13 protein-coding genes are annotated in these 20,389 nt (G+C 74.2%); 4 read left to right on the top strand and 9 right to left on the bottom strand.

Annotation, left to right across the window (positions count from 1 at the left end):
* Positions 1-227 precede the first annotated feature (227 nt).
* The 3 genes from ACJOT3_RS23805 to ACJOT3_RS23795 all read left to right on the top strand — a co-directional run bounded on the left by ACJOT3_RS23805 (position 228) and on the right by ACJOT3_RS23795 (position 5,862).
* The gene (locus tag ACJOT3_RS23805) at positions 228-809 is read left to right on the top strand and encodes a hypothetical protein (RefSeq protein ID WP_406975324.1); all 582 of its coding nucleotides are present in this window, start codon (positions 228-230) and stop codon (positions 807-809) included.
* Positions 810-961: 152 nt separating this feature from the next.
* Positions 962-2,206 carry a metallophosphoesterase family protein gene (locus ACJOT3_RS23800; RefSeq protein WP_406975323.1) on the top strand — a complete coding sequence of 415 codons (1,245 nt, stop codon included), beginning with the start codon at positions 962-964 and terminating at the stop codon, positions 2,204-2,206.
* The gene (locus ACJOT3_RS23795; protein ID WP_406975322.1) at positions 2,203-5,862 is read left to right on the top strand and encodes an AAA family ATPase; all 3,660 of its coding nucleotides are present in this window, start codon (positions 2,203-2,205) and stop codon (positions 5,860-5,862) included. The genes ACJOT3_RS23800 and ACJOT3_RS23795 overlap by 4 nt, the downstream gene beginning before the upstream one ends.
* Before the next feature lie 281 nt (positions 5,863-6,143).
* Here the strand turns inward: ACJOT3_RS23795 and ACJOT3_RS23790 are convergent, their stop codons facing one another.
* The 3 genes from ACJOT3_RS23790 to ACJOT3_RS23780 all read right to left on the bottom strand — a co-directional run bounded on the left by ACJOT3_RS23790 (position 6,144) and on the right by ACJOT3_RS23780 (position 7,566).
* A complete protein-coding gene (locus ACJOT3_RS23790) occupies positions 6,144-6,578 on the bottom strand; it encodes a DMT family transporter (protein ID WP_406975321.1) in 435 nt (144 codons plus the stop codon).
* An 84-nt stretch (positions 6,579-6,662) separates the two neighbouring features.
* Positions 6,663-6,983, bottom strand: coding sequence for a DMT family transporter (locus ACJOT3_RS23785; protein ID WP_406975320.1), 321 nt, complete (start codon positions 6,981-6,983; stop codon positions 6,663-6,665).
* Between the two features lie 148 nt (positions 6,984-7,131).
* A complete protein-coding gene (locus ACJOT3_RS23780) occupies positions 7,132-7,566 on the bottom strand; it encodes a MarR family winged helix-turn-helix transcriptional regulator (RefSeq protein WP_406975319.1) in 435 nt (144 codons plus the stop codon).
* Positions 7,567-8,128: 562 nt separating this feature from the next.
* Here ACJOT3_RS23780 and ACJOT3_RS23775 point away from each other — a divergent pair.
* A complete protein-coding gene (locus tag ACJOT3_RS23775; protein ID WP_406975318.1) occupies positions 8,129-9,274 on the top strand; it encodes a hypothetical protein in 1,146 nt (381 codons plus the stop codon).
* Between the two features lie 324 nt (positions 9,275-9,598).
* Here ACJOT3_RS23775 and ACJOT3_RS23770 read toward each other — a convergent pair whose 3' ends face one another.
* The 6 genes from ACJOT3_RS23770 to ACJOT3_RS23745 all read right to left on the bottom strand — a co-directional run.
* Positions 9,599-13,879: a CHAT domain-containing protein gene (locus ACJOT3_RS23770; protein WP_406975317.1), complete on the bottom strand. Its 4,281-nt coding sequence runs from the start codon at positions 13,877-13,879 to the stop codon at positions 9,599-9,601.
* Complete coding sequence (locus ACJOT3_RS23765; protein ID WP_406975316.1) at positions 13,876-17,010, bottom strand: protein kinase domain-containing protein; 3,135 nt, start codon at positions 17,008-17,010, stop codon at positions 13,876-13,878. The genes ACJOT3_RS23770 and ACJOT3_RS23765 overlap by 4 nt, the downstream gene beginning before the upstream one ends.
* Positions 17,011-17,071: 61 nt before the next feature.
* Entirely contained in the window at positions 17,072-17,581 is a 510-nt protein-coding gene (locus ACJOT3_RS23760) for an FHA domain-containing protein (RefSeq protein ID WP_406975315.1), read from the bottom strand.
* On the bottom strand, positions 17,557-18,231 hold the full coding sequence (locus ACJOT3_RS23755; RefSeq protein WP_406975314.1) for a 4Fe-4S single cluster domain-containing protein: 675 nt from the start codon (positions 18,229-18,231) through the stop codon (positions 17,557-17,559). The genes ACJOT3_RS23760 and ACJOT3_RS23755 overlap by 25 nt, the downstream gene beginning before the upstream one ends.
* Positions 18,228-20,198 (bottom strand): AAA family ATPase, encoded by a 1,971-nt coding sequence (locus ACJOT3_RS23750; RefSeq protein WP_406975313.1) that lies wholly within the window; start codon positions 20,196-20,198, stop codon positions 18,228-18,230. The genes ACJOT3_RS23755 and ACJOT3_RS23750 overlap by 4 nt, the downstream gene beginning before the upstream one ends.
* Positions 20,195-20,389: hypothetical protein (locus tag ACJOT3_RS23745; RefSeq protein ID WP_406975312.1), on the bottom strand; the 195-nt coding region annotated here is incomplete at its 5' end. The genes ACJOT3_RS23750 and ACJOT3_RS23745, both read right to left, overlap by 4 nt.

The raw sequence follows: 20,389 nt of genomic DNA, 5'->3' as shown, positions 1-20,389 counted from the left end.
CCCGGCCCCTCGCGTGCGCGCGGGACACCGTGACGCACCGACCCTCCCTCTTGTTAACAGGAATTCTGATAACCCCCCTTGTCGGTCGCCTTCCTTCACTTCTGTTCTCCCCGGGGCACATGCTGGCTTCTGCCGGCGCGCCCCGGCCCGACCCCGGGCCGGGCGCACCGCCCATCCGAACGCGGTCGCCCGCGACCGCCGCTTCCCTTCGACGGAGGAGATCCCCCGTGAACAGCCTCAAGCCCGCCTTCGGCGGCCTTCTCTCCCTGGTCCTGCTCGCCCTGGCCACCGGCTGCGCCGGCGCGCCCGACGAGAACCAGATCGTGAACCTGGAGCCCGCCCAGGACTCCGCCGTCCCGGAGGAGGCCGCCGAGCCCGCCGAGGAGGAGGCCCCCAGCGCGGTCGAGGAGGAGTTCGGCTCCGAGTACACCTACGCCGACGGCCTCGTCGTCCGCCTCAACGGCGTCGAGCGCCGCGTCACCGGCGAGTGGGACCTGCCGGAGAACACCCCGTACGTGTACTTCGACATCCAGTTCGACAACGCCACCGGCGCCCCCGTCGACCTGACCTACCTCTCCGTGTACTGCCAGGTCGGCGAGGAGGGCCGCACCGCCGAGGACGTCTACACCGACGACACCGGCACCGGCTTCACCTCCGCCGTCATGGACGGCCGCACCGCCACCGCCGGCCACGGCTGCGCCCTGCCCGAGGACGAGTCCTACCTTCAGGTTGAGCTGACGCTCAGCGACTGGGAGGAACTGGACGACTACGTCCGCGAGACCGTCTACTTCGTCGGCGACGTCGCCTGACATCCATAGGCGCGTCCCGCGTTCCGGACCGGTGACGGGGAGCCCCGCCCGGGCACCCCGTCACCCGCGGGCCCCCGCGATTCCGGGAAACCGGAGTGAAACCGGGGGCTCCCGTGAAAGCCTGTAACCCACCCCTGAGGAGGAGCCCCCTCGTGAAACTCCTGCATGCCGCAGACCTGCACATCGACAGCCCCCTGCGCGGCCTGGACCGCTACTCCGACGCCCCCGCCGAGCACCTGCGCAACGCCACCCGCACCGCCGTGGACAACCTCGTCGACCTGGCCCTGGAGGAGCAGGTCACGGCGGTCCTGCTGGCCGGGGACATCTACGACGGGTCGTGGCGGGACGTCAACACCGGCCTGTACTTCACACAGCAGATGCGCCGGCTGCGCGAGGCCGACATCCCGGTCTTCATGATCTCGGGCAACCACGACGCCGAGAACAAGATGACCATGAAGCTGACGCTGCCCGACAACGTGCACCGCTTCCCGGCCGAGAACGCCGACAGCTCCATCCGCGAGGACCTGGGGCTGGCGGTGCACGGGCAGAGCTTCGCCCAGGCCAAGGTGACCGACGACCTCGCCGCGGGCTACCGCCCGGCGGTGCCGGGGCTGTTCAACGTGGGCCTGCTGCACACCTCGCTGGACGGGCGCCCCGGACACGGCCACTACGCCCCGTGCAGCCCGGGGCGGCTCGTCGACCACGGCTACGACTACTGGGCGCTGGGCCACATCCACAAACAGGACATCGTCCACAGCGACGGCGTCCACGTGGTCTTCCCCGGCAACACCCAGGGGCGGCACGCCGGTGAGACCGGCGACAAGGGCTGCACCCTGGTCACGGTGAACGGTTCGGGCGCCGTCGAAGGCCTGGAGCACCGGAGCCTGGACAGCGCCGCACGCTGGCACGAGGTGCGGGTGGACATGGCCGGTGCCCTGGACCTGGACGACGCCTGCCGCCTGGTCGGCCGGGCGTTGCAGGACCAGGTCACCGACCATGCCGCGGACGGCCGCGTGGACGCGGTGCGGGTGGTCGCCGCCGGCGCCAGTGAGGCGCACTCCGCCCTGCTGGCCCGGCGGGACCACTTCACCGCCGAGGTCCGGGGGCTCGGCCAGGACCACCCGTCGGTGTGGATCGAGAAGGTCCGCGTCGACACCTCGCGCCCCCACGACCGGGTGGCGTCCGAACACCTGGCCGGGCTCGTCGCGGACGTGCAGGAGGAGGCCGCGCTGCTGGCCGCGGCCCCCGAGCGTGTGCGGGAGGTGCTCACCCGCACCGGGCTCCAGGGCAGGCTCCCGGCAGAGGTCCGCACGGCATTCCAGGAGGACGCCTGGGCCGAGCGCATGGCCGGTGGAGCGGCCGACCTGCTGGTGGCGATGCTGGAGGAGAGCCGATGAGGATCGAACGCCTGGACCTGGCCGCCTTCGGCCCGTTCACCGAGCTGACCCTGAACCTGTCGGGCCCCGGGGTCCACCTGGTCCACGGGCCCAACGAGGCCGGGAAGACCTCCGCCCTCCAAGCCCTGCGGTCGCTGCTCTACGGCATCCCGCACCGCACGCCGTACGGCTTCCTGCACGGCATGTCCAGGCTGAGGCTGGGCGCGACGCTGGGCGACGCCTCCGGCCGGACGCTGGAGGTGGTCCGGCACAAGCGGAACAAGCACCCGCTGACCGCGCCCGACGGGACCCCCGTCCCCGAGGGTGACCTGCTGGGCTTCTTCAACGGCGTCCCGCAGGAGGTCTTCACCACCGTCTTCGCACTGACCCTGGGCGAACTCCAGCGGGGCGGCGAGAACCTGATCCGGGGTGAGGGGGACATCGGCCGGGCCCTGTACTCGGCCCGCTCCGGGCAGGACACGGACGCCGTCCTCAAGGCCCTGGAGGCGCGTCGGCGGGACCTGTACCTGCGCACCGGCGCCAACCCCCGGCTGAACACCGCGCTGAGCGAGCACCGCAGGGCCGTCGCCGCGCGGGAGCGGGCGTCGACGGAGACCGGGGAGCTGCTGCGCCTTGAGGACGAGGTGCGCGGCGCCGAGGAGTCCCTCGCGGAGCTGGACGCACTGCTCGGCGCGTCGGAGGCCGAGTTCCGCCACTGGGACTCCCTGAGGTCGGCCCTGCCCTCCCTGCGCACCCGCCGCCGGGCCCTCGACCGCTTGGCGGAGATCACCGATCTGGGCCCGCTGGCCGGTCCGGGCGCCGAAGCCCGGCTGAACGAGGCCGCCAAGGACCTGGAACAGAGCGAACAGCGGCGGATCGGCCTGGAGCGCTCCCTGGACGCCGACCGCGCCGACCTGCTGGACCTGCACGTCGACGACCGGCTGTCGAGGGTCCGCGAGGACGCCGACTCCCTCGTCCGCTCGGCGCAGGCGGCCACCGAGGCCGCCCGGGACCTGGAGAAGCGCACCCACCGGGCCCGGGGGCACCGCGCCCGCGCCGCGGAACTCCTGGAGCGGGCGCGCCCCGGCGCCGAACCCGGCGACTCCGGGGTGCCCCGGGTGGCCGCGCCTGTCGCCGAACGCCTCATCGCCCTGGCCAAGGAGCGTCCCGGCCTGCGGGCCCGGGTCGCCGACGCCCGGAGCCAGGCCGAGGACCGGGCCCGGGAGCTGGACAGCGCCCGCGGCGACCTGGCGGCCCTTCCCGAGAGCGCGGACGGGGACGGCCTGGAGACCGTCGTCGCGGAGTTCCCCGCCGCCCTCGTCGCCAGGCTGGAGCAGGCGTACGAGGAGGAGGCCGGGGCCGCGGCGCGGTTCGACGCCCTGGTGGACGGGTTCGGCGACGGGTCCGAGGCCGCGGTGCGGGACCTGCTGTCCGCCGCCGTGCCGGACAAGGCGGCGGTCTCCGCCCACCGGGACCGGGTCACCCGGCACACCGCCGCGGTGGAGAGCGCGGAGTCGGCGCTCGCCAAGGCGTCCCGGGAACTGAAGCGCGCCCGCACGAAGCTGGAATCGCTGCGCACCCAGGAGGACCCGCCCACCGTCGGTGAACTCGGGCTCGCCCGGCGGGAGCGGGACGGGCTGTGGCGGCGGATCCGGGAGGGGGACACCGCGAGCGCGCTCGCCCTGGAGTTCCAGGACGCCCTGGAGGAGGCGGACCGGCTCGCGGACCGGCTGCGCGACTCCGCGAAGGCCGTCGCCGACCGCCTCACCCTGGAGAACAAGGTCCACGGTCTGGAGCAGGACCTGCACGAGCGCGAGGAGGACCTCGACACCCTCGCCGTCCAGGGGACGCAGCTGGGGCGGGACTGGGAGGCGCTGTGGTCCTCGGCCGCCTTCCCCGCCCCCGCACCGGACACGGCGGGGAACACCTTGGACCGCCTCGACGAGCTCCGCACCCTGCACGGGGAACGGGACGGGCGGCGGCGCTCCCTGGCGGTGCTGGAGGAGTCGGTGCTGGCCCTGACCGGCCAGTTCGTCGACCTGCTCACCGCCGCCGGTACCGCGGTGGAGTGCCTGGACGTGCGGCCGCGGACCGGGGCCGCCGCCCTCGTGGTCCTGCCGCAGCTGACGGCCCTGGCCCAGGAGGAGATCGACCGCCGCAGGCAGGCCGCACAGGACCGGGCGACCGCACAAGCCCTGGTCCGGGCCGCGGAGAAGGACCTGGAGAAGGCGCTCGGGGAACAGCGGCGGGTCGGTGACGAGGAGGCCGAGTGGTCCCGGGACTGGGACCGGGCCGCCACCGCCGCGGGCTTCGCCGCCGGCACCGACCCCGAGGAGGCGCGCACCGGCCTGACCCACCTGGAGGAGGCCGCCGCGGAGTGGGACCTGGCCGGCACCGAGGACGGGGAGGCCGAGCTCGCCCGGAACCAGGTCGAGGAGTTCGACCTGCGCCTGGCCGCGGTCTTCGACACGTGCGGCCGCACGGTGCCGCCCGAGCGCGCCGAGCAGGTCCTGGCCCTGGAGGAGCTCCACCGCGACGCACAGGCCAACGCCGCCGCCGCGGACAGGCGCGACGAGCTGGCGCAGGCCATCGCGTCACAGGAGTCCCAGCTCGCACAGGCGCGCGCCGCACGGGACGCCGCACAGGCCAAGCTGGACGCCCTGCTGGCGGAGACGGGGACGGTCACCGAAACCGAGCTGCGTGCGGCGATCGACCGGGCCCGCGAGGCGGACGAGGAACGCCGCAGCCTCCGCCAGGCCGAGAAGCAGCTCTCCGGGCACGGCGAGATCGACGACCTCGAAGAGCGGGCGCGCGACCTCTCCGACACCGAGATCGGCGGCCGCGCCGAACAGGCCGAACGCGACCTGGCACAGGTGCGGCGGCGGCGCGACGGCGCCACCGCCCGGCTCGCCGACGCGCACAGCGCCCTGACCCGGATCGACGGCGCCGCCGAGGCGGCCCGGCTGGCCGAGGAGGAGGCCGCCCTCACCGAGCGGATCGCCGACCAGGCCGAGGAGTACGTCAAGGTGACGCTGGCCCGGCGGATGCTGCTGGACCGGATGGAGGAGTACCGCAGGCACCACCAGGACCCGGTCCTGCGCAGGGCCGAGGAGCTGTTCGCGTTCCTGACCCTGGGCGAGTTCCCGCGCCTGGTCCCGGACCTGGACGAGAACGGCGGCAACGTCCTGCGGGTGGAGCGCCGCAACGGGGACCTCGTGAACACCGGGGAGCTGAGCGAGGGCACCGCCGACCAGCTGTACCTGGCGCTGCGGCTGGCCTCCCTGGAGCACTACGCCGAGGCCGGGCAGACCATGCCGTTCATCGTGGACGACGTGTTCATGACCTTCGACGACGAGCGCAGCGCGGCGGCGCTGCGCGTCCTGGACGAGATGTCCGACCGCTTCCAGGTGGTGGTGTTCACCCACCACGCCCACCTCGCGGACCTGGCCGAGCGGGCCCTGCCGCCGGGCCGGGCCCACGTGCACACGCTGCCCCGGTACACGCCCGCCGCGCGCGGCGCGGCCGGGGACGCCCAGCTGGGGGCGGGCCCCGGCGAGGCGGCCGAACAGCCTGGTGCCGCGGGCCCGGGTGAGCGGACCTGCAAGGACTGCGGCGAGCCGTTCACGCACGCCGGCCGGGGCCGGCCTCCCGTCCGCTGCCCGGACTGCCGGGGGTGACGGTGCCGGGGGGACCGCACCGGTCCCTCCGGCGGGTCACCGCCGAGGGTGAGTCCCTGACCGGAGCGAAAGCATGGCGGCCAGGGGCTTCCCCGTGTGCGGTGTGGTGGGACCGCGGGCGATGCCGGCTAGGGGCGCACATGGCGGGTCGAAAGGCCCGCCGGGCGAGGTGCCGCTCTTATCGGCAGGTCGGAATCCAGGACAGAGAGCGTGAAAACCCCGCTCCCGGGGCGCGGGGGTGCGCGTCGGGAGCGGGGCCGTGGGGTTGTGGGGGCGGGGCGTCAGGCGGTCGCCGGCCGGGGGTTCCGGGCCTTGACGCTGTCGGAGAGCTTGAGCCAGACGACCCCGCCGATGATGACGGCCAGCCAGAAGGCGCGGAGCGGGGTCAGCACCTCGTCGAAGAAGACCGGGCCCAGGAGCGCGGCGCCGACGGCGCCGATACCGGCCCAGACGGCGTAGCCGATGCCGACGTCGATCGCCTTGAGGGCGACGCTGAGGAAGAACAGGGTCAGCAGGAAGAAGACGATGGCGGAGGCCGACCAGGCCAGGACGGTGAACCCTTCGCTGCCGGCGACGCTGAGCGCGTAGCCGATCTCGAACACACCGGCCAGCAGGAGCATGAGCCAGGGTCCGGCCTTCTTGCCAGTGGTGGAGGTGGTGGAGGTGGTGGGAACGGCGGGGGCGTGGGTGGCGGGGGAAGCGGTCGTCGCGTTCATTGCTGTTCTCCTCGGGGAGTGGTGGGGGTGGTGTGGAAGTGGGGGTGGAGGTGGGGGCGGATCGTGCGGCCGTGGGCCGTGCGGTCAGGCGGCCCCGGTGAGCTGGAGTCCGACGACGCCGCCGATGACCACGGCGATGCCGAGGGCCTTCTTCCAGTCCAGGCGCTGGCTGAGGAAGAGCGCCCCGATGACGACGATCCCGACCCCGGCGACGCTGGTCCAGATCGCGTAGCCGACGCCGACGTCGAAGGTGAGCAGGGCGAGGCTGAGGAAGAAGGTGGCGGCCGCGCCGCTGGCGAGGGTGGCGACGGTCCACCACAGCTTGGTGAAGCCCTGCGCCTTGCTCGCGAAGATGCCCACGGCGACCTCGAAGACGACGGCGATGCCCAGGTAGAGCCAGCTCATGACGGTGTTCCTCTCGGGTTCTTCAGGTTCTTCAGGTCCTTCGGGTTCTTCCGGAGGTGGATCGACCCGGCGACACTTATTTGCATGTACATGCAGCTATTGGGGCACAATGCGGGACCCTAGAGGCGCCCCGCGAATACGGCGGGGGTCAGGGCGCGACCAGCGCCCCGATCTCGCCGAGCACCCGCCCGAGCACCCGCGCGTCCAGGTGCGGGAAGTGCACCTCCGCCCTGGTGAGGAGCTCGTGGACCCGCTCCTCGTAGGGGGCCCGGGCCTCGGCGAGCAGCGCCTCGCCCTGTTCGGTGATGACGGCGTAGACACCGCGCCCGTCGTCCTGGCAGACGTCGCGCTTCGCCACGCCCTTGGCCTCCATACGGCTCACCAGGCGCGTCGCCGAGCTCTGGCTCAGGCCGACCCGCTGCGCCAGGTCGTTGACCCGCAGCTCCTTGGCCTGCTCCCGACTCAGGAAGGCCAGGGCGCGGAACTCGGTCAGCCCGATCCGGTAGGTGTTCGCGAGCCACCGGTCCAGGTCGGCGTCGACCGCCGAGGCGAACGCGGCCACCTGGGACCAGGCGGAGCTCACACCGCCTTCGGACGAAGCCACCCGAGCCGCCTGAGCCGCCGGAGCCTCCGGTACCGCCGGGACAACTGGTTGCATGTGCATGCAAGTAAATTAGCACGGATCGGCGTCGCCGCAACCCCCACCCCCGCCGCCCTCCCGGAGGACCCCGCCCCCACCGGACGGGCCCCGCCGAGCCGACACCGCCCCGACCTCGCAAAATGCAATGAACATGAACGAACCTCACATCCGTGAGGTTCCCGGATATCCCGGATCCGGGCGGCCCGCTTCGCCGATCCGGGCGCAAGAAAATCGAGAATTCTCCAAGGACACGGACGACACCCCCAACCCCTCAACCACCCCTCACCCCCACCGACTGTCAACAGCGCTGACCTGCGGCGATGCACCCCCCACACACCGCGTTCCGGATTACCGATAAAGGGCGACCGATTCCGGACAACCCACCTGACCGGCGGCTTCGAACTTTACGTACCCGTACCCTTACAGAATGTCGTAACCCTCAGGCATACTCCTTACCGTCGGGTCCCCCGTACGAACGAGACTCTCTCCTCTCTGAAAGGGTCATGTGACTTCCGCGAGCGCCCTCCCCTCAACCGCCGTCTCCGCCGAGTTCATCGCCGCCCTCGACCGCGAGATCCGGAGGGCCCTCGCCGCCCGCGCGACGGACGAGGAGGAGCTGCCGCTCCAGGACGGACGGCGCATCCGCCGCGGCAACAGCGACGGCGACGGCACCGACCCCCACGAGTACGTGTTCACCTGCCACCGCTGGCGGGACTCCGCCAGCGCCACCGGGTTCCTCGTCCGCCCGCCCGGCTCCACCGGGCCCTGGCACCCGGCCGAGGCCGCCGCCGCGCTCGGCGGAAAGGTGCACGTCACCACCACCGCCGACCTGGGGCCGGAGCCCGGGGACCTGCTGCTGCACGACGCCGCCGTCCCCGCCCCCGCGCCCGGCGGACCACAGGAGCGGATCGAGCCGGTCGAGGCGGCCGCCCTGCACCGGCACTTCGGGGCGCTGATCCCGCCCGAGGCGATCGCCGAGCGCCTCGGCGCGGGGGTGCGCGCCCGGGTCGGGGAGCTGACCGTCCTGCTGGCCGCGGCACGGGAACACGCCGGCGCCCGCGACCGCGTGGCCAGGACACAGGTCGCCGTCGACCGGGTCCGCTTCCGCCAGGAGCGGACCACGGCGGAGGTGGCCATGCGGGAGGCGGAGGCGCGCCGGGCCCGCAGGGCGCTGGAGCGGGTGGAGAGGGGGCTGCGCTCGATGCGTGCCCCCGCCGGTCTGTTCGCGGCGCGCCGGGCCGCCCGGATCGCCCGGTCGACGGCCCGTGCGCGGGAACTGCGTTCGGCGCTGGCCGCCGCTCTGCGGGAGCACGAGGCCGCCGCGGACCGCCTCGCCGAGGCGTCCGCGGCGGTGGCGTTCCGTGTCCGGGAGCGCGACCGCGCCGTGGAGGCGACCCGCGGCCTGCCCCCGGCCCTGGTCCTGGCCGAGCGGATCGTCCGGCTGGAGTGCGAGCTCGACCGCCTCCGGCTCATCGAGACGCCGCCCGCGCCGCCCCGGCCCCGCCCGCCGCTGGAGGACACCCCGCGCCGGCCCTCGGTGCCCGAACCCGGCGTCCCGCTGGAGGACTGCTCTCCGGTGCGCGAGCCCGGCGCCGGGGCACACCGCGCCCCCGAACCGGCCACGGAAGAGGACCCGGCGGCCGCCGCCTGACCTACCGGGCGGCCGCCGCGCGCCCCACCGACCGTCCTCCCCGACCGCGGGCCGGCCACGGAGGAGGACCTAGCCGCCGCCTGACTACCGACCGACCACGCGGCCCACCGGCCGCCTTCCCCGGCCGTGGAGCCAGCCGCAAAGGAGCATCCAGCGGCGGCGGCCTGACCCAGCCGACCGGCCGTGCGACCCACCGCCTGCTCACTCAGGCCGTGCAGGAGGACCCGGCGGCGGCAGCCTGACCCACCCGGCCGCCGCGTGCCCCTCTTCCCGGGCTTCCAGGTGCGTCACCGGGTCGCCGGGGCACCAGGTCGTCGAAGCGCGTCACCACCCCTGGTGGGTGAAGGCCGCCCAGCACACCGCGTCCCGCTCCGGGTCGGGGTGCCAGGCGAACTCCTCCGGCACGGCCACCGGCGGCGGGTGGTTCCGCGGATCGGCCATGCACAGCTGCGCCGCGTGCAGCGCCCCGGCCGGGTCGAGCCCCTCCCGCACCAGGTAGTGGTGCATGAGGTAGGACAGGACCGCCGTGCGCCCGTCGGGCACCTGCCACCGGGAGGCGACGACGGTGGCCGCGCCCGCGACCAGAAAGGCGGAGGCCAGGCTGAGGGCCTGTTCCTGTCCCCCGGAGGACAGGTCCGACGCACACGACATCAGGGCCACGAACGCCCCCGGATCCCCGGCCGCCACCGTCCCCACCGCGGCCAGCAGGTGGGCCACGGTCAGGTCCTCGCCGCCCAGGGGAACGCGGGACTCCTGCGGCAGGGCCCCGAGCAGCAGGTGGGTGCTCAGGTGGAGCATGGACGCACCGCCCCGGAGCGGACCCGCGAGGTGGGGCAGGAGCTCCCCCACGGGAACGGCACCGCCCTCCCCCAGCGGGGACCGTCCCGGGTAGAAGTCCCGGATGAGCGCCAGCACCTCGGGCCCGGAGAAGGACAGCGACCCCGTCGGGTCCTGGACCAGAACCGGGGCGGCCGTGAGGTCGGCGGGGGCCCGCAGGGAGGCCTCGACCAGCCCGCGGGCGGTGACGGTGTGGGACACCACCGCGCGGTCCAGCATCGCGGCGTGCCAGGGCAGCGCCGCCATCTCCCCCACGCCCGACAGCACCAGGCGGGGGACGCGGCCAGCGCCGAACAGGTCGGCGTCGGAGGCCAGGGGGGCAATCGCACCGCGCGCCCAGGCCAGGACCCCTCCCAGGGCTCCGCGGAACCCCTCCCGGCGGATCGGGGACAAGGCGTCACCGGGCTGCTGCCACCGGAGTTCCTCGCGGGCCCGGTGGAACCGGGTCACCGCCTCGGCCCCCTCCACCAGGTCGGGGAGCTCCACGGTGCGCGCCCCTCCGTCCGCGGTGATCACCAGGGCCCGGCCGCCCCCGCGTCCGGCGGACGGGGCGGGAACGAGGAAGACGAGCGCGTCCCGGCCCAGGCGGCGCAGGGCGCGGGAGATCGCGGCGGTGTCCGGGGGGTGCGTGGCCTCGCGGAAAGCGGGTGTGGCCGCCACGGCCCGCACGACCCGGTGCCGCAGGTCATCGGTCCGGGTGCCCAGGGTGAACGCCCCGGTCAGCCCCGGGCCACCGGGCATCCCCGCGCCGACGGCCTCGCTCGCGACGTCGGCCCCGCCCGCGCCGCCGGCCCCGCCGACACCGCTGGCGCCCTCAGCGCCGCCCGGGTCCTCAGAACCACCGACGCCCTCAGGGCCGCCGACGCCCCCAGGACCGCCCGAACCCCCAGCGCCAACAGCCCCCTCCGCCCCGGGCCCCCACGCGGCGAGATGGGCGGCCCACTCCTCGGCCAGCGGCCCCTCGCCCACCGCGTGCAGGATCTCCGTCAGGCCGGTGTCGCCGGTGGCCACCTGGAGCAGCAGCCCCCGGCCGGCCTCCAGCACCCCCAGGGCGTGGGCGGGGTCCGCACCCGGGAAGCACAGTTCCCGGTGGGCCGCCCGTGCGGCCCGGGCGGCGGCCTGCCGGGCGGGGGCCAGCGCCTGCTCCGTCCCCGGCTGCATCCACGTCCGGTGGACCAGCGCTTCGAGGGAGCGGTTCTCGGCCCGGCGGATCCGGTCGGAGCCCAGCAGGTGCCCGGTCGCCTGCGCCACGGCGGCCGAGCGCCACCACAGCTCCGCGGCCAGGGGGTGGGCGGGGTCGATCTCCTCGCAGATCCGCCCCAGTTCCCGGTCGGCGGTGGCCAGGTCCTGGTAGCTCCGCGCCCGGACGAACCTCTCGTGGGCGAACTCCGCCAGCAGGGCGCGCGCCCGGAGGGTGACCATCCCCGGATCACGGGCGATGATCCCCTCCAGCCACCCCATGACCTCGGTGAGCAGCTCGGGGGTGACCCGGGCGGTCGCGGCGGCGCGCTCTCGGGAGGCCATCACCACGGCGAGGACGGCACCGGCGGCCCGAAGCCTCGCGAGGTCCTCATGCGCCTCGGAGCTGCCCGATCCGGTCCGTGCGGCCTCCATGAGCAGGTCGAACCCCGCCCCTTCGCCCAGGACGCGCCCGGAGTCGCCCCCCTCGGCGAGGAAGAGCAGCAGGCCCAGATCGCCGAGCACGACCCCCCGATGGGGGTGGATCGGGTCGAGGGCGCGCGCCTCCTCGGCGATCTCCCGCGCCCATTGCTCGGGGATGTCGGGCCAGCCCAGCCCCTGCCCCTGGGACAGGGCGGCGCCGATGAACTGGCCCCGGACGCGCAGGTGCAGGAGTCCGCCGGGGGCGAGCCAGGCGCGGATCTCGGGGTGCCGCTGGATCAGGTCGAGCTGGCGCAGCACGGTGGCATAGGCGTTCTCGGCGTCGGCGAGGTCACCGCTGTGGAAGTACCGCAGGGAGAGCATCTCGCCGAGGGAGTGGAGCGCCATGAAGTACTCCTCGTCCGGCGCGTCGTCGGGGACCCCCTGCAACCCGGCGATGACCTTGTCCAGGTGGGAACCGCCCGTCCCCAGCGACTCCTTGATCATCAGCAGCCCCGTGCGGATCAGCGTCCCCAGGGTCCCCGCCGCCTCCCGGTGCTCCGCCGGCAGGTCCTCGAACAGGGAGAGGGCCAGGTCGACGTCCTCCTCCCCGAAGACCCGCGTGTGGAAGCCGAACATGGTGGTCATCCCGAGGAACAGGATGGCACCGGCGCGCGTGCGCGACTCGGCCGAGGCGGTCAGCGGCCGCAGGAGCCCGGCCGCTCGGAGCGCGTCCTCCCTGCCCCGGCCCTGCTCCTTGGGCACGATCTGGATCCGTCCCACGAGGAGGCCGGCCAGGAAGAGCTCCAGCTCCTCGCGTCTGCGGGCCTCTTCCGCCACCCCCGGGAGGGTGAGGATCTCCTCCACCACCTCGACCGCCCGGTCGGCCATCTCCGCGGTCAGGTCCGGCGCGTTCCCGTCCTCCCGCTGGAGGAACTCGTTGCACACCTCCATCACGAGTCCGATCGCCGTGTCGCGCCGGTCGGTGTCCAGGGCCGAGGCGGACGACCGCAGCACGTCGCGCAGGTGGACGAGCAGTTCCAGCAGGTGGCCGACGCCCTCGCCGTGCGCGGCGAGGTCACAGAGGCAGTCGACGAGGTCCCCCAGGACCCAGGCCTCGATGTCCGCGGGCCGCCGCCAGGAGTAACGGCGGACGAGGTCGAGGAGCTCCCGGTAGCGGGCCGCGGCGGCCTCCAGGTCCGCCCGGCCCTGATCGGTGTCCCTACCGGCCAGGCCGGCACGCTCCCCGTGCAGGAGGGCCGCCGTCCTCAGCACCGAGGCCACGGCCGCGGCCGGGTGGCCGCCCTCCGGGTCCACGGTCCGGGATGCCCCGGCCAGATGTTCCAGGGCGCGGTCCAGGTCGAGACGGGCCGCCTCCTCGTCACCGGCCGTCCGGCGCAGGTGGTACCGGTGGCCCAGGGCATCACCCAGATCGGACACCTTCAACGCGTCGGGGCCGCCGAACGCGAGCCGCTCCCACTCGACGACCTCCTCGAAGGCCGCGATCGCCGACGAGGCGTCGTACAGGGCGTCGGGCAGGGCATCGGGCGGAACGGGGTCCTGTTCCACCGCCAATCGGGAGCGGCGGAGCAAGGCGTCACCCAGGAGGAACCAGCTGTCGACCGTCTCCGACCACTGCTCCCCGTCGAACCAGGGCAGCAGCGGCACCACCTCGGTCTTGAAGCGCTCCCCGGCCGCGACGGCCGCGTCCAGGTCCGCCCGCCGGGCCTCGCGGTCCCGGGCCGGTCGCACCTCCTCCAGGTCGCCGTGCACCTCCAGGGCGAGGGCGAGCAGCCCGGTGAGGTCGAGCCTCTCCTCGGGGGTGGGCTCCCCCTCGGGCGCCACCCCCTCGATGAGCCGGTTCAGGTGGGACAGCGCCTCCTCCAGCAGCGCCTCGATCCGCGGGGTCCGTGCGGACCGCCCGTCCGGGGACGCCGGGTCCTCTTCTCCGGCATCCTCCGCCGCGCCCTCCGCCGCGTCCTCCTCCCCGGCGTCCTCCGTGTCCTCCTCCTCTACCGGCCGTTCCGCCGAGAGCCGCATGGCGAGCGTGTGGCAGGCGTCCACCAGTTCCCGGCGGACGCGCTCCTCCTCACCCGCGTCCGCCGACGCCGCCAGCGCGTCCCTGAGGTCATCGAGTTCTCCGAAGGTCATGCTCTCCTCGACGCTCACGTCCCCCACCCCCGCTTGTGGCCGTAGAACCCGGCAGCGATGATCAGCACCAGGGACCAGAGCCCCCGCGCCACGGTGCCCTCGACGACGCCCCGTTCATCGGGGCCGACCGTCCTGGCCAGGTCGTCGCCGGTCCCACCCGGGACCACCCGCACCGCCTCCCACCACTGGCCGAACAGGACCGGCTCGGTCGCCTGGCCGACGTAGGCGAAGAGGACCAGTCCCAGGAACCACAGCCACCCCCGCCACGCCTTCGGTGCCAGACCGATCAGTCCGCCGGCCACCACGGCCACGGCCGCCACCTGTAGGGCGGTGGTGGGCAGGGCCGTCGCCAGCCGGGCCCCCTCCGCGAGCTCCAGCCCTTCCCCTCCCTGGTCCGAGAAGGTCAGTGCCCGGATGGTCTCGCCCAGGACCAGGGCGCAGAACAGGGACAGGCCCACGGCGGGGGCCAGGCCCAGCCCGCCCCACCGGCGCCGGTTCAGGGCGGGCGCCTCCGCGAAGTCCTCGCTGATGCGGGAGTTCCTGACCCTGGCCATGATCCGGCGGAACACCCGGACGCACAGGAGGCAGAGCAGGGCCAGGAAGGGCGCCAGGAAGATCCCCCTCAGGTTCGGGAGGAAGAACGCGTGCAGCAGCTCCACGGGGAGAAAGAGGTAGTCCACCACCCAGCTGGCCCACTCCGGCACCGGCCACCAGATCCCGTTCCACATCCCGCCCACCGTCAAGCCGGGCAACAGGTAGGCGCCCAGGGCCGTCCGGGCGGGCAGCACCCAGACGGCCACGGTGAGCGCCGGACCGTCGAGGTCGTCGGCCCGGGGCTGGGAGAAGGCGATGAGCAGGGCCGCGACGGCCGCGAAGGGCAGGGTGCCCCAGAAGGTGTCGCTGTCGGTGCCGGTACCGGCGCGCAGCGCGGCCGCGGCCAGGGCGATGGCCAGGGCGCCGAACAGGGCGGCCCACAGGCGCCGCGGCCAGGTGTTGCGGTAGGAGCGGGCTCCCTGGCCGACCTTCCTCCGCGCCGCCACGGCCCGCTCGGCGACCAGGTGCGCGGTGACGACCGCCTCGGCCGTCCGCTCGTGCAGGGCGCGCAGCGCCGCCCTGCGGTGCCAGGCCGGCCCCACCAGCGCCCGGGGAAGGAGCCGGGCGAGGTGTCGGGCGGCGGTCCCCTCGGACAGCCGGGTGTCCGTGGCGCCGCCCGCGGGTGTGTCGGTGGCCAGCACAGCGACCGCCTCGCAGAGCACGGCCGCCGGGCCGGCCCCCTGGGAGACGTGGCCGTCCACGCCGTGGTCGGTCTGCCAGCGCGAGATGTCCCGGTCCGTCTCGGCCAGCCGTGCTTCGACCCGGGAGCGGACCTCCTGGGCGGAGACGTCGACACGCGTGATGCGGCGGCAGGTCCCGGTGCCCGGGTCCTGGCAGCCGCCGGGGTGCTCGCACCGGTGCCGGGCCAGGACCCTCGGGATCTCCTCCTCCTTGAGGACGGTCGAGGCCTGCCCGGAGCCGATGATCTCGTCGAACACGTCGGCGTCGGTCTCGACCCTTGATCCGGGCGTCCTTGCGGCCCCGGCCAGGGCGGCCGAGGCGGCCAGCACGGCCAGCCCCTCGGCGTCGGCCCGCCGCCCCCGGTAGTAGGGGGTGGCCGGCGGGTCGAAGGCGATCACGATCGCGGTGGCCGCGAGTTCGAGAAGGCGCTCGGCGTCGGCCTCGGGCAGAGCAGGGGACCTGACACGGCGCCGGACGTACTCCAGGTGGGCGTCCAGCCACTTCATCTCCGGGTCGCGGGCGGCCCACCGGCGCAGTCGGCGCACGTCGCCGTTGTCGTTCTCGTCGTCCCCGCTCCCGAGGTTCTTGGCCAGCCAGGAGACCACCCTCCTCCCGTTGCCGTCGCGCATGGCCTGCTGGACGACCGCGGCGACCTCCCGCGGATTGCGGCAGACGGTGCTCAGGATCTCGACGCTGTCCGGCACCCCGGGGTCCTCGCCGGCCAGCCAGGCCCGGACCTCCGCGGCTCCCCAGCGCAGTGCCCACTCCTCGCGGGTGAGCAGCCCGGCGATGAGGTCCTGCCAGCGCGGATCGTCGGTCTCCTCCCCGGTGAGGTCTCCGTGCACGAGCCGGCCGTACATCAACATGCCGTCCTCGACGAGCTCACCGGAGTGGTCCAGGAAGAGCTGCTCGCCGGTGATCGCCTCCCGCATGATCAGGCCCAGCGCGTACCAGACCTGTTCCTTGTTGTTCAGGCCGTACATCCGCTCGGGGGCGGCGTAGGCGGGGTTGTGCGGGGAGTCGTTCAGGCGGTACTGGGTGAGGGTGTTCCTGCGGGCGCCGCCGAAGTCCACGATGAGGGCGCGCCCCCCGGCGCCGCCGCGGAAGAGGATGTTGTCGGGTTTGAGGTCGAGCGGGTTGTGGTCGACGCCGTCCGCGTCCTGCCAGAAGGCGAGCAGCTCGGTGAGCTCGGCGAGCAGGGACCTGACCTGGTCGCGCGGCAGTCCTCCCCGGCCCAGGCCCGGGGCGATGGCCTCGCGCAGGCTCGGCCCGAGCAGCTCCATGGCGATCCAGGCCCGGCCGTCGTCCTCGTCGAACCCGTACTCGTCGATGCGGGGGGCGTGTTCGGTGCGGCCCTGCCCGTGGAGCTCGACCAGGCGTGTCAGGAGTCGTTCCAGGTCGGGGTCGAGGCGCCCGTCCACGTCGCCGAACGAGGGGAAGTAGACCTTGACCGCCAGTTCCTCGCCGGAGCCCTCGGCCTCTCCCGCCCTGCGCACACGCCAGACCACGCCTTCGGCACCCGAGCCGAGCCTTTCCACCGGGGTGTAGCGGTCGAGCAGCCACGTGGGGAAGACGCGCAGTCCGGACCCGCGCCCTCCGGACGCCCCGCCGGAGCCCTGGGCCCGGGTGGGCGGACTCTCCCCGGCGGAGCCCTGTGCGCGGGTGGGCGGGCTCTGACCCGCGGAACCCTGGGCCCGGGTGGGCGGGCTCTGACCCGCGCTGCCCCGCGCGCGAGTGGGCGGGCTCTGACCCGCGGAACCCTGGGCCCGGGTGGGCGGGCTCTTGCTCGCACTGCCCTGCGCCCCGGTGGGCGGTGCGGGGCCGTCCTCGTAGTCGGTCGGTTCCCCCGGGGCCGAAGGGGTGTCGGCACTCATGCGGTCTGCTCCTGTCAGGGCGGGAGAAAGAGGGGAGGGAGGGGAGAGCGGGCCCCCGCGGTCACAGGTCGTCGTCGATGATCCGCGCGCTGACGTCTTGGGCGAATCTGATGAGGTGGTCGGGGCCCACCTCGACGGGCACACCCTCGGTGAGGGGCCGCCCGTCGACGAAGGTCCCGAAGCTCGACCCCCGGTCGGTCAGGAACAGCGTGTCCTCCCGCCACTCCAGGTGTGCGTGATCACGGCTGACGTTGGGGATGAGGTCGTGTATCTCGGACACATCGGCGAAGGCGGGGGCATCCCGGCCCACCAGCAGCCCTTCGGCGGGGATGACCAGGGGGCGCCCCAGCGCGGGGATACGCAGGCTCCAATAGCGGGGCGGCTGCACCTCGCCGGAATCCTCATGGCCGAGGCCCTCGGGCTCCTCCCCGGCCGCCTGCGCCCCGTCACCGTCCCGCGCCCCGGGCGGGGGGTCCGGGACCAGCTCGTGGTGCATGTGGTTCGGGCAGTACCCGGGACGTGTGCGCACCGGGCACGCGTCGGGGGTCACCTGGCAGCGGTAGGTCGCCACGACACCTCCCCGGCCGTCAGTCCCTGTTCGGCCATGGCCCGTTCCCAGGCCGTGAGCTGGCCGCTCCGGGGCACCCCGATGAGCAGGACGCCCTGCCGCTCCCGCCGGACCTGGACCGGTGCCCGCTCGGGCCGGTGGTCGAGGTGGCGGGCGTAGCGCCGGTGGCCCAGCGCCGTCCGGGGCACCAGCAGCTGGTTGGCCGAGCCGCGCCAGATCAGGGTGGTGGGCAGGCCCGCCCGGTAGCGCCCGGTGATGAGGGCGTCCACCCTGCCCAGGATCCGGGCCACCGCGGGCTCGGCGGCGCGTTCGACGAGCTCGGGGGGCTCGTGGCCGGTGTACAGGAGGATGTCGGCCTCGGCTTCGGCGCGGTCGCGCTCGTCGGCGGCGCCCTCGACCAGGTCGGCCATGGCCGGTGCCTGTTCCAGGGGTTCGCCGCCGCTGATGGTCAGCCCGGTGGCCCCGGCCGCCAAGGCCTGGCGCCAGGTGTCGAGGATCCGCTCGACGGGCACCGGTGTCCCGGCGCCGGCGTCCCAGGTGTCCCGCGACATGCACCCGCGGCAGGCGAAGGAGCAGCCCTGGGTCCACAGGACCAGGCGGCGGCCCGGGCCCAGGACCGTCACGGGGAAGTGGCTGCGTGCCAGGCGGATCATGGCGCCGGGCTCCGTTCGATCACCAGGCGCGGCCGTCCCGTCGCGGGGAGTTCGACGTCCTTCGCGGTGATCTGTTCGCCGCGCCGGACCGGGGTGAGGAAGAGTTCGCGGGCGAGCTGGTCGGTGACGTGGGTCTCCACGAGGCGGCCGACCGCGCGCCCGCCCTGGGCCCGCAGCTTCTCGTTCCGGTACTTCTCGATCAGGAACGACCGGACCGGCTCCGCCACGGTCAGCACGGCGCCGTGCCTGCTCGCCACGCGCTTGACGACCGAGGCGAGCATGAGGTCGAGGATGCCGCCGACGACGTCGTCGGTGATGAAGTCCATCGCGACGAACCCGTCCCCGAACCTGTTGAGCAGCTCGGGACGGCCGATGCCGTCGGCGAAGTAGGCGTTGAAGACATGCCTGAGCGTTTCGCGCACGACCTCGGGTTCGGCCTCGGGGGTGAGCTCGGGGAGCTTCCACCCCTTCTCCTCCCAGGCCTTGCGCAGCGACTCGGGGAGTTTGGCGACGCCCAGGTTGGAGGTGAAGATCAGCACGCACTCGGTGAAGTGGACGGTGGCGCCGCGGCCGTCGGTGAGCCTGCCGTCCTCCAGGATCTGGAGGAAGAGGTCGAAGATGCCGGGGTCGGCCTTCTCGATCTCGTCGAAGAGCAGGACGCTCACCGGGTCGGACCGCACCGCGTTGGTGAGCTCGCCGCCCGCCTCGAAGCCGACGTAGCCGGGGGGAGCGCCGATGAGGCGTTCCCTGGCGTGCTCGGAGGCGAACTCGCTCATGTCGAAGCGGATCGGCTCGGCGTCCTCGCCCCGGATGAGTTCGGCGATGCCCTTGGCCAGCTCGGTCTTGCCGACACCGGTCGGTCCGGCGAGGAAGAGCACACCCCGGGGCCGGTTCGGGGAGCTGGAGGCGTGGGCACCGGTGAGGCCGGTGGCCGAGCGCATGAAGATGTCCATGGTCTTGCGCACGGCGTCCCGCTGGCCCAGGACACGGCTGTTGAGGTAGGCCTCGCCCTCCCGGATCTGGGCGAGGACGCGGGGGTCGGACCAGGGGTCGTCCACGACACCGACCCGGTACAGGCGGGTGGCCTCCTCCAGGCCGTCGGCGCCGAGTTCGCGCTCGACGGCGAGCTGCACGATGGTCTGCACGTCGAGCAGGCCCATGCCGTGGGTGAGCCGGGTCAGCCGGGTGACGTGCCGTTTCGCCTCCCCCTCCGGCAGCCCGGCCGTCAGGCGGCGCAGGGCGATGCCCGCCACCCGCGCCCGGGTGGCGGGGTCGGGGCGGGGGATGGTGATGACCCGGATGCGGGCGTTGCCCATGGCGAAGCTGGCGGGCAGGTCCTCCTGGCGTTCGGCGACCCACACGATGGTGTTGTAGGGGTGCAGGCCCTCGCCGGGGGTGAACGGGCGGCTGGCGCGGTGGGCCAGGGCCTCGGCCGCGGCGAAGAACAGCCGGGTGTTCTCCAGCTGGTGCTGCCCGGGGTCGCCCAGGCGGCCGGCGAAGGGCAGCACGAAACCGACCGGCCGGTCCCGGAGGTTGCCGGCGACGGCGGACATCACCGAGCGCAGGCGCTGGAAGTTGGTGCCGGCGCGGGTGTCCGCGCCCATCTGGGCGGCGTGGCCGCCGCCGGCGTTCACTGCGTCCCGAACGTCCTTGGCCGGCGGCTCCACCACGGGCCTCGGGTCGGATCCCGGGTCGGCCGCGGCTGCCGCGGCGGCGTCGGCCGCCGCGGTCCAGGCCCAGCCGATCCCGTCCTCGACGATGTCGTGCCAGAGCATGCCGCTGTAGCCCCGCCGCTCGAAGAGGAACCGCAGCAGCTGCCCCAGGTCGCTGCCGGGGTCGTCGTCCACCCCGGGCAGGGGGTACCGGTCCCGGACGTTGCCCAGGAGGAGGACCTGCGGGTACATGGTGAGGGCGAGGTCGAGTTCCTCGATCCACCCGGGCGGCCGTCCGCCGCGCTCGTCGGTCACCGCGTCCGCCCGCGGAGGTTCCGGGCCGCCGCCCGGGCGAGCCTGATCCGTTCCTGTTCGGCCGGGTCCTGGGCGCGGTCGGCGAGCTGGTCCGAGCGTGCGGGCGCGGAGAGCCGGGCCGGGCGGGCCGGACGTGTACCGGCGGCGAAGGTGCGGTGGGGGACCCAGTCCAGGGCGGCCAGGTGCGCGAG

The organism is Nocardiopsis protaetiae (assembly GCF_045446735.1).
Taxonomy (GTDB): domain Bacteria; phylum Actinomycetota; class Actinomycetes; order Streptosporangiales; family Streptosporangiaceae; genus Nocardiopsis; species Nocardiopsis protaetiae.
Note: the sequence above shows the minus strand (reverse complement) of the source record. Positions and strands in the feature narration are given on the sequence as shown.

Coding starts and splice junctions, on each gene's coding strand:
- ACJOT3_RS23755 (WP_406975314.1), bottom strand. CDS start 18,231: ATGATCCGCCTGGCACGCAGCCACTTCCCCGTGACGGTCCTGGGCCCG.
- ACJOT3_RS23765 (WP_406975316.1), bottom strand. CDS start 17,010: ATGAGTGCCGACACCCCTTCGGCCCCGGGGGAACCGACCGACTACGAG.
- ACJOT3_RS23795 (WP_406975322.1), top strand. CDS start 2,203: ATGAGGATCGAACGCCTGGACCTGGCCGCCTTCGGCCCGTTCACCGAG.
- ACJOT3_RS23790 (WP_406975321.1), bottom strand. CDS start 6,578: ATGAACGCGACGACCGCTTCCCCCGCCACCCACGCCCCCGCCGTTCCC.
- ACJOT3_RS23785 (WP_406975320.1), bottom strand. CDS start 6,983: ATGAGCTGGCTCTACCTGGGCATCGCCGTCGTCTTCGAGGTCGCCGTG.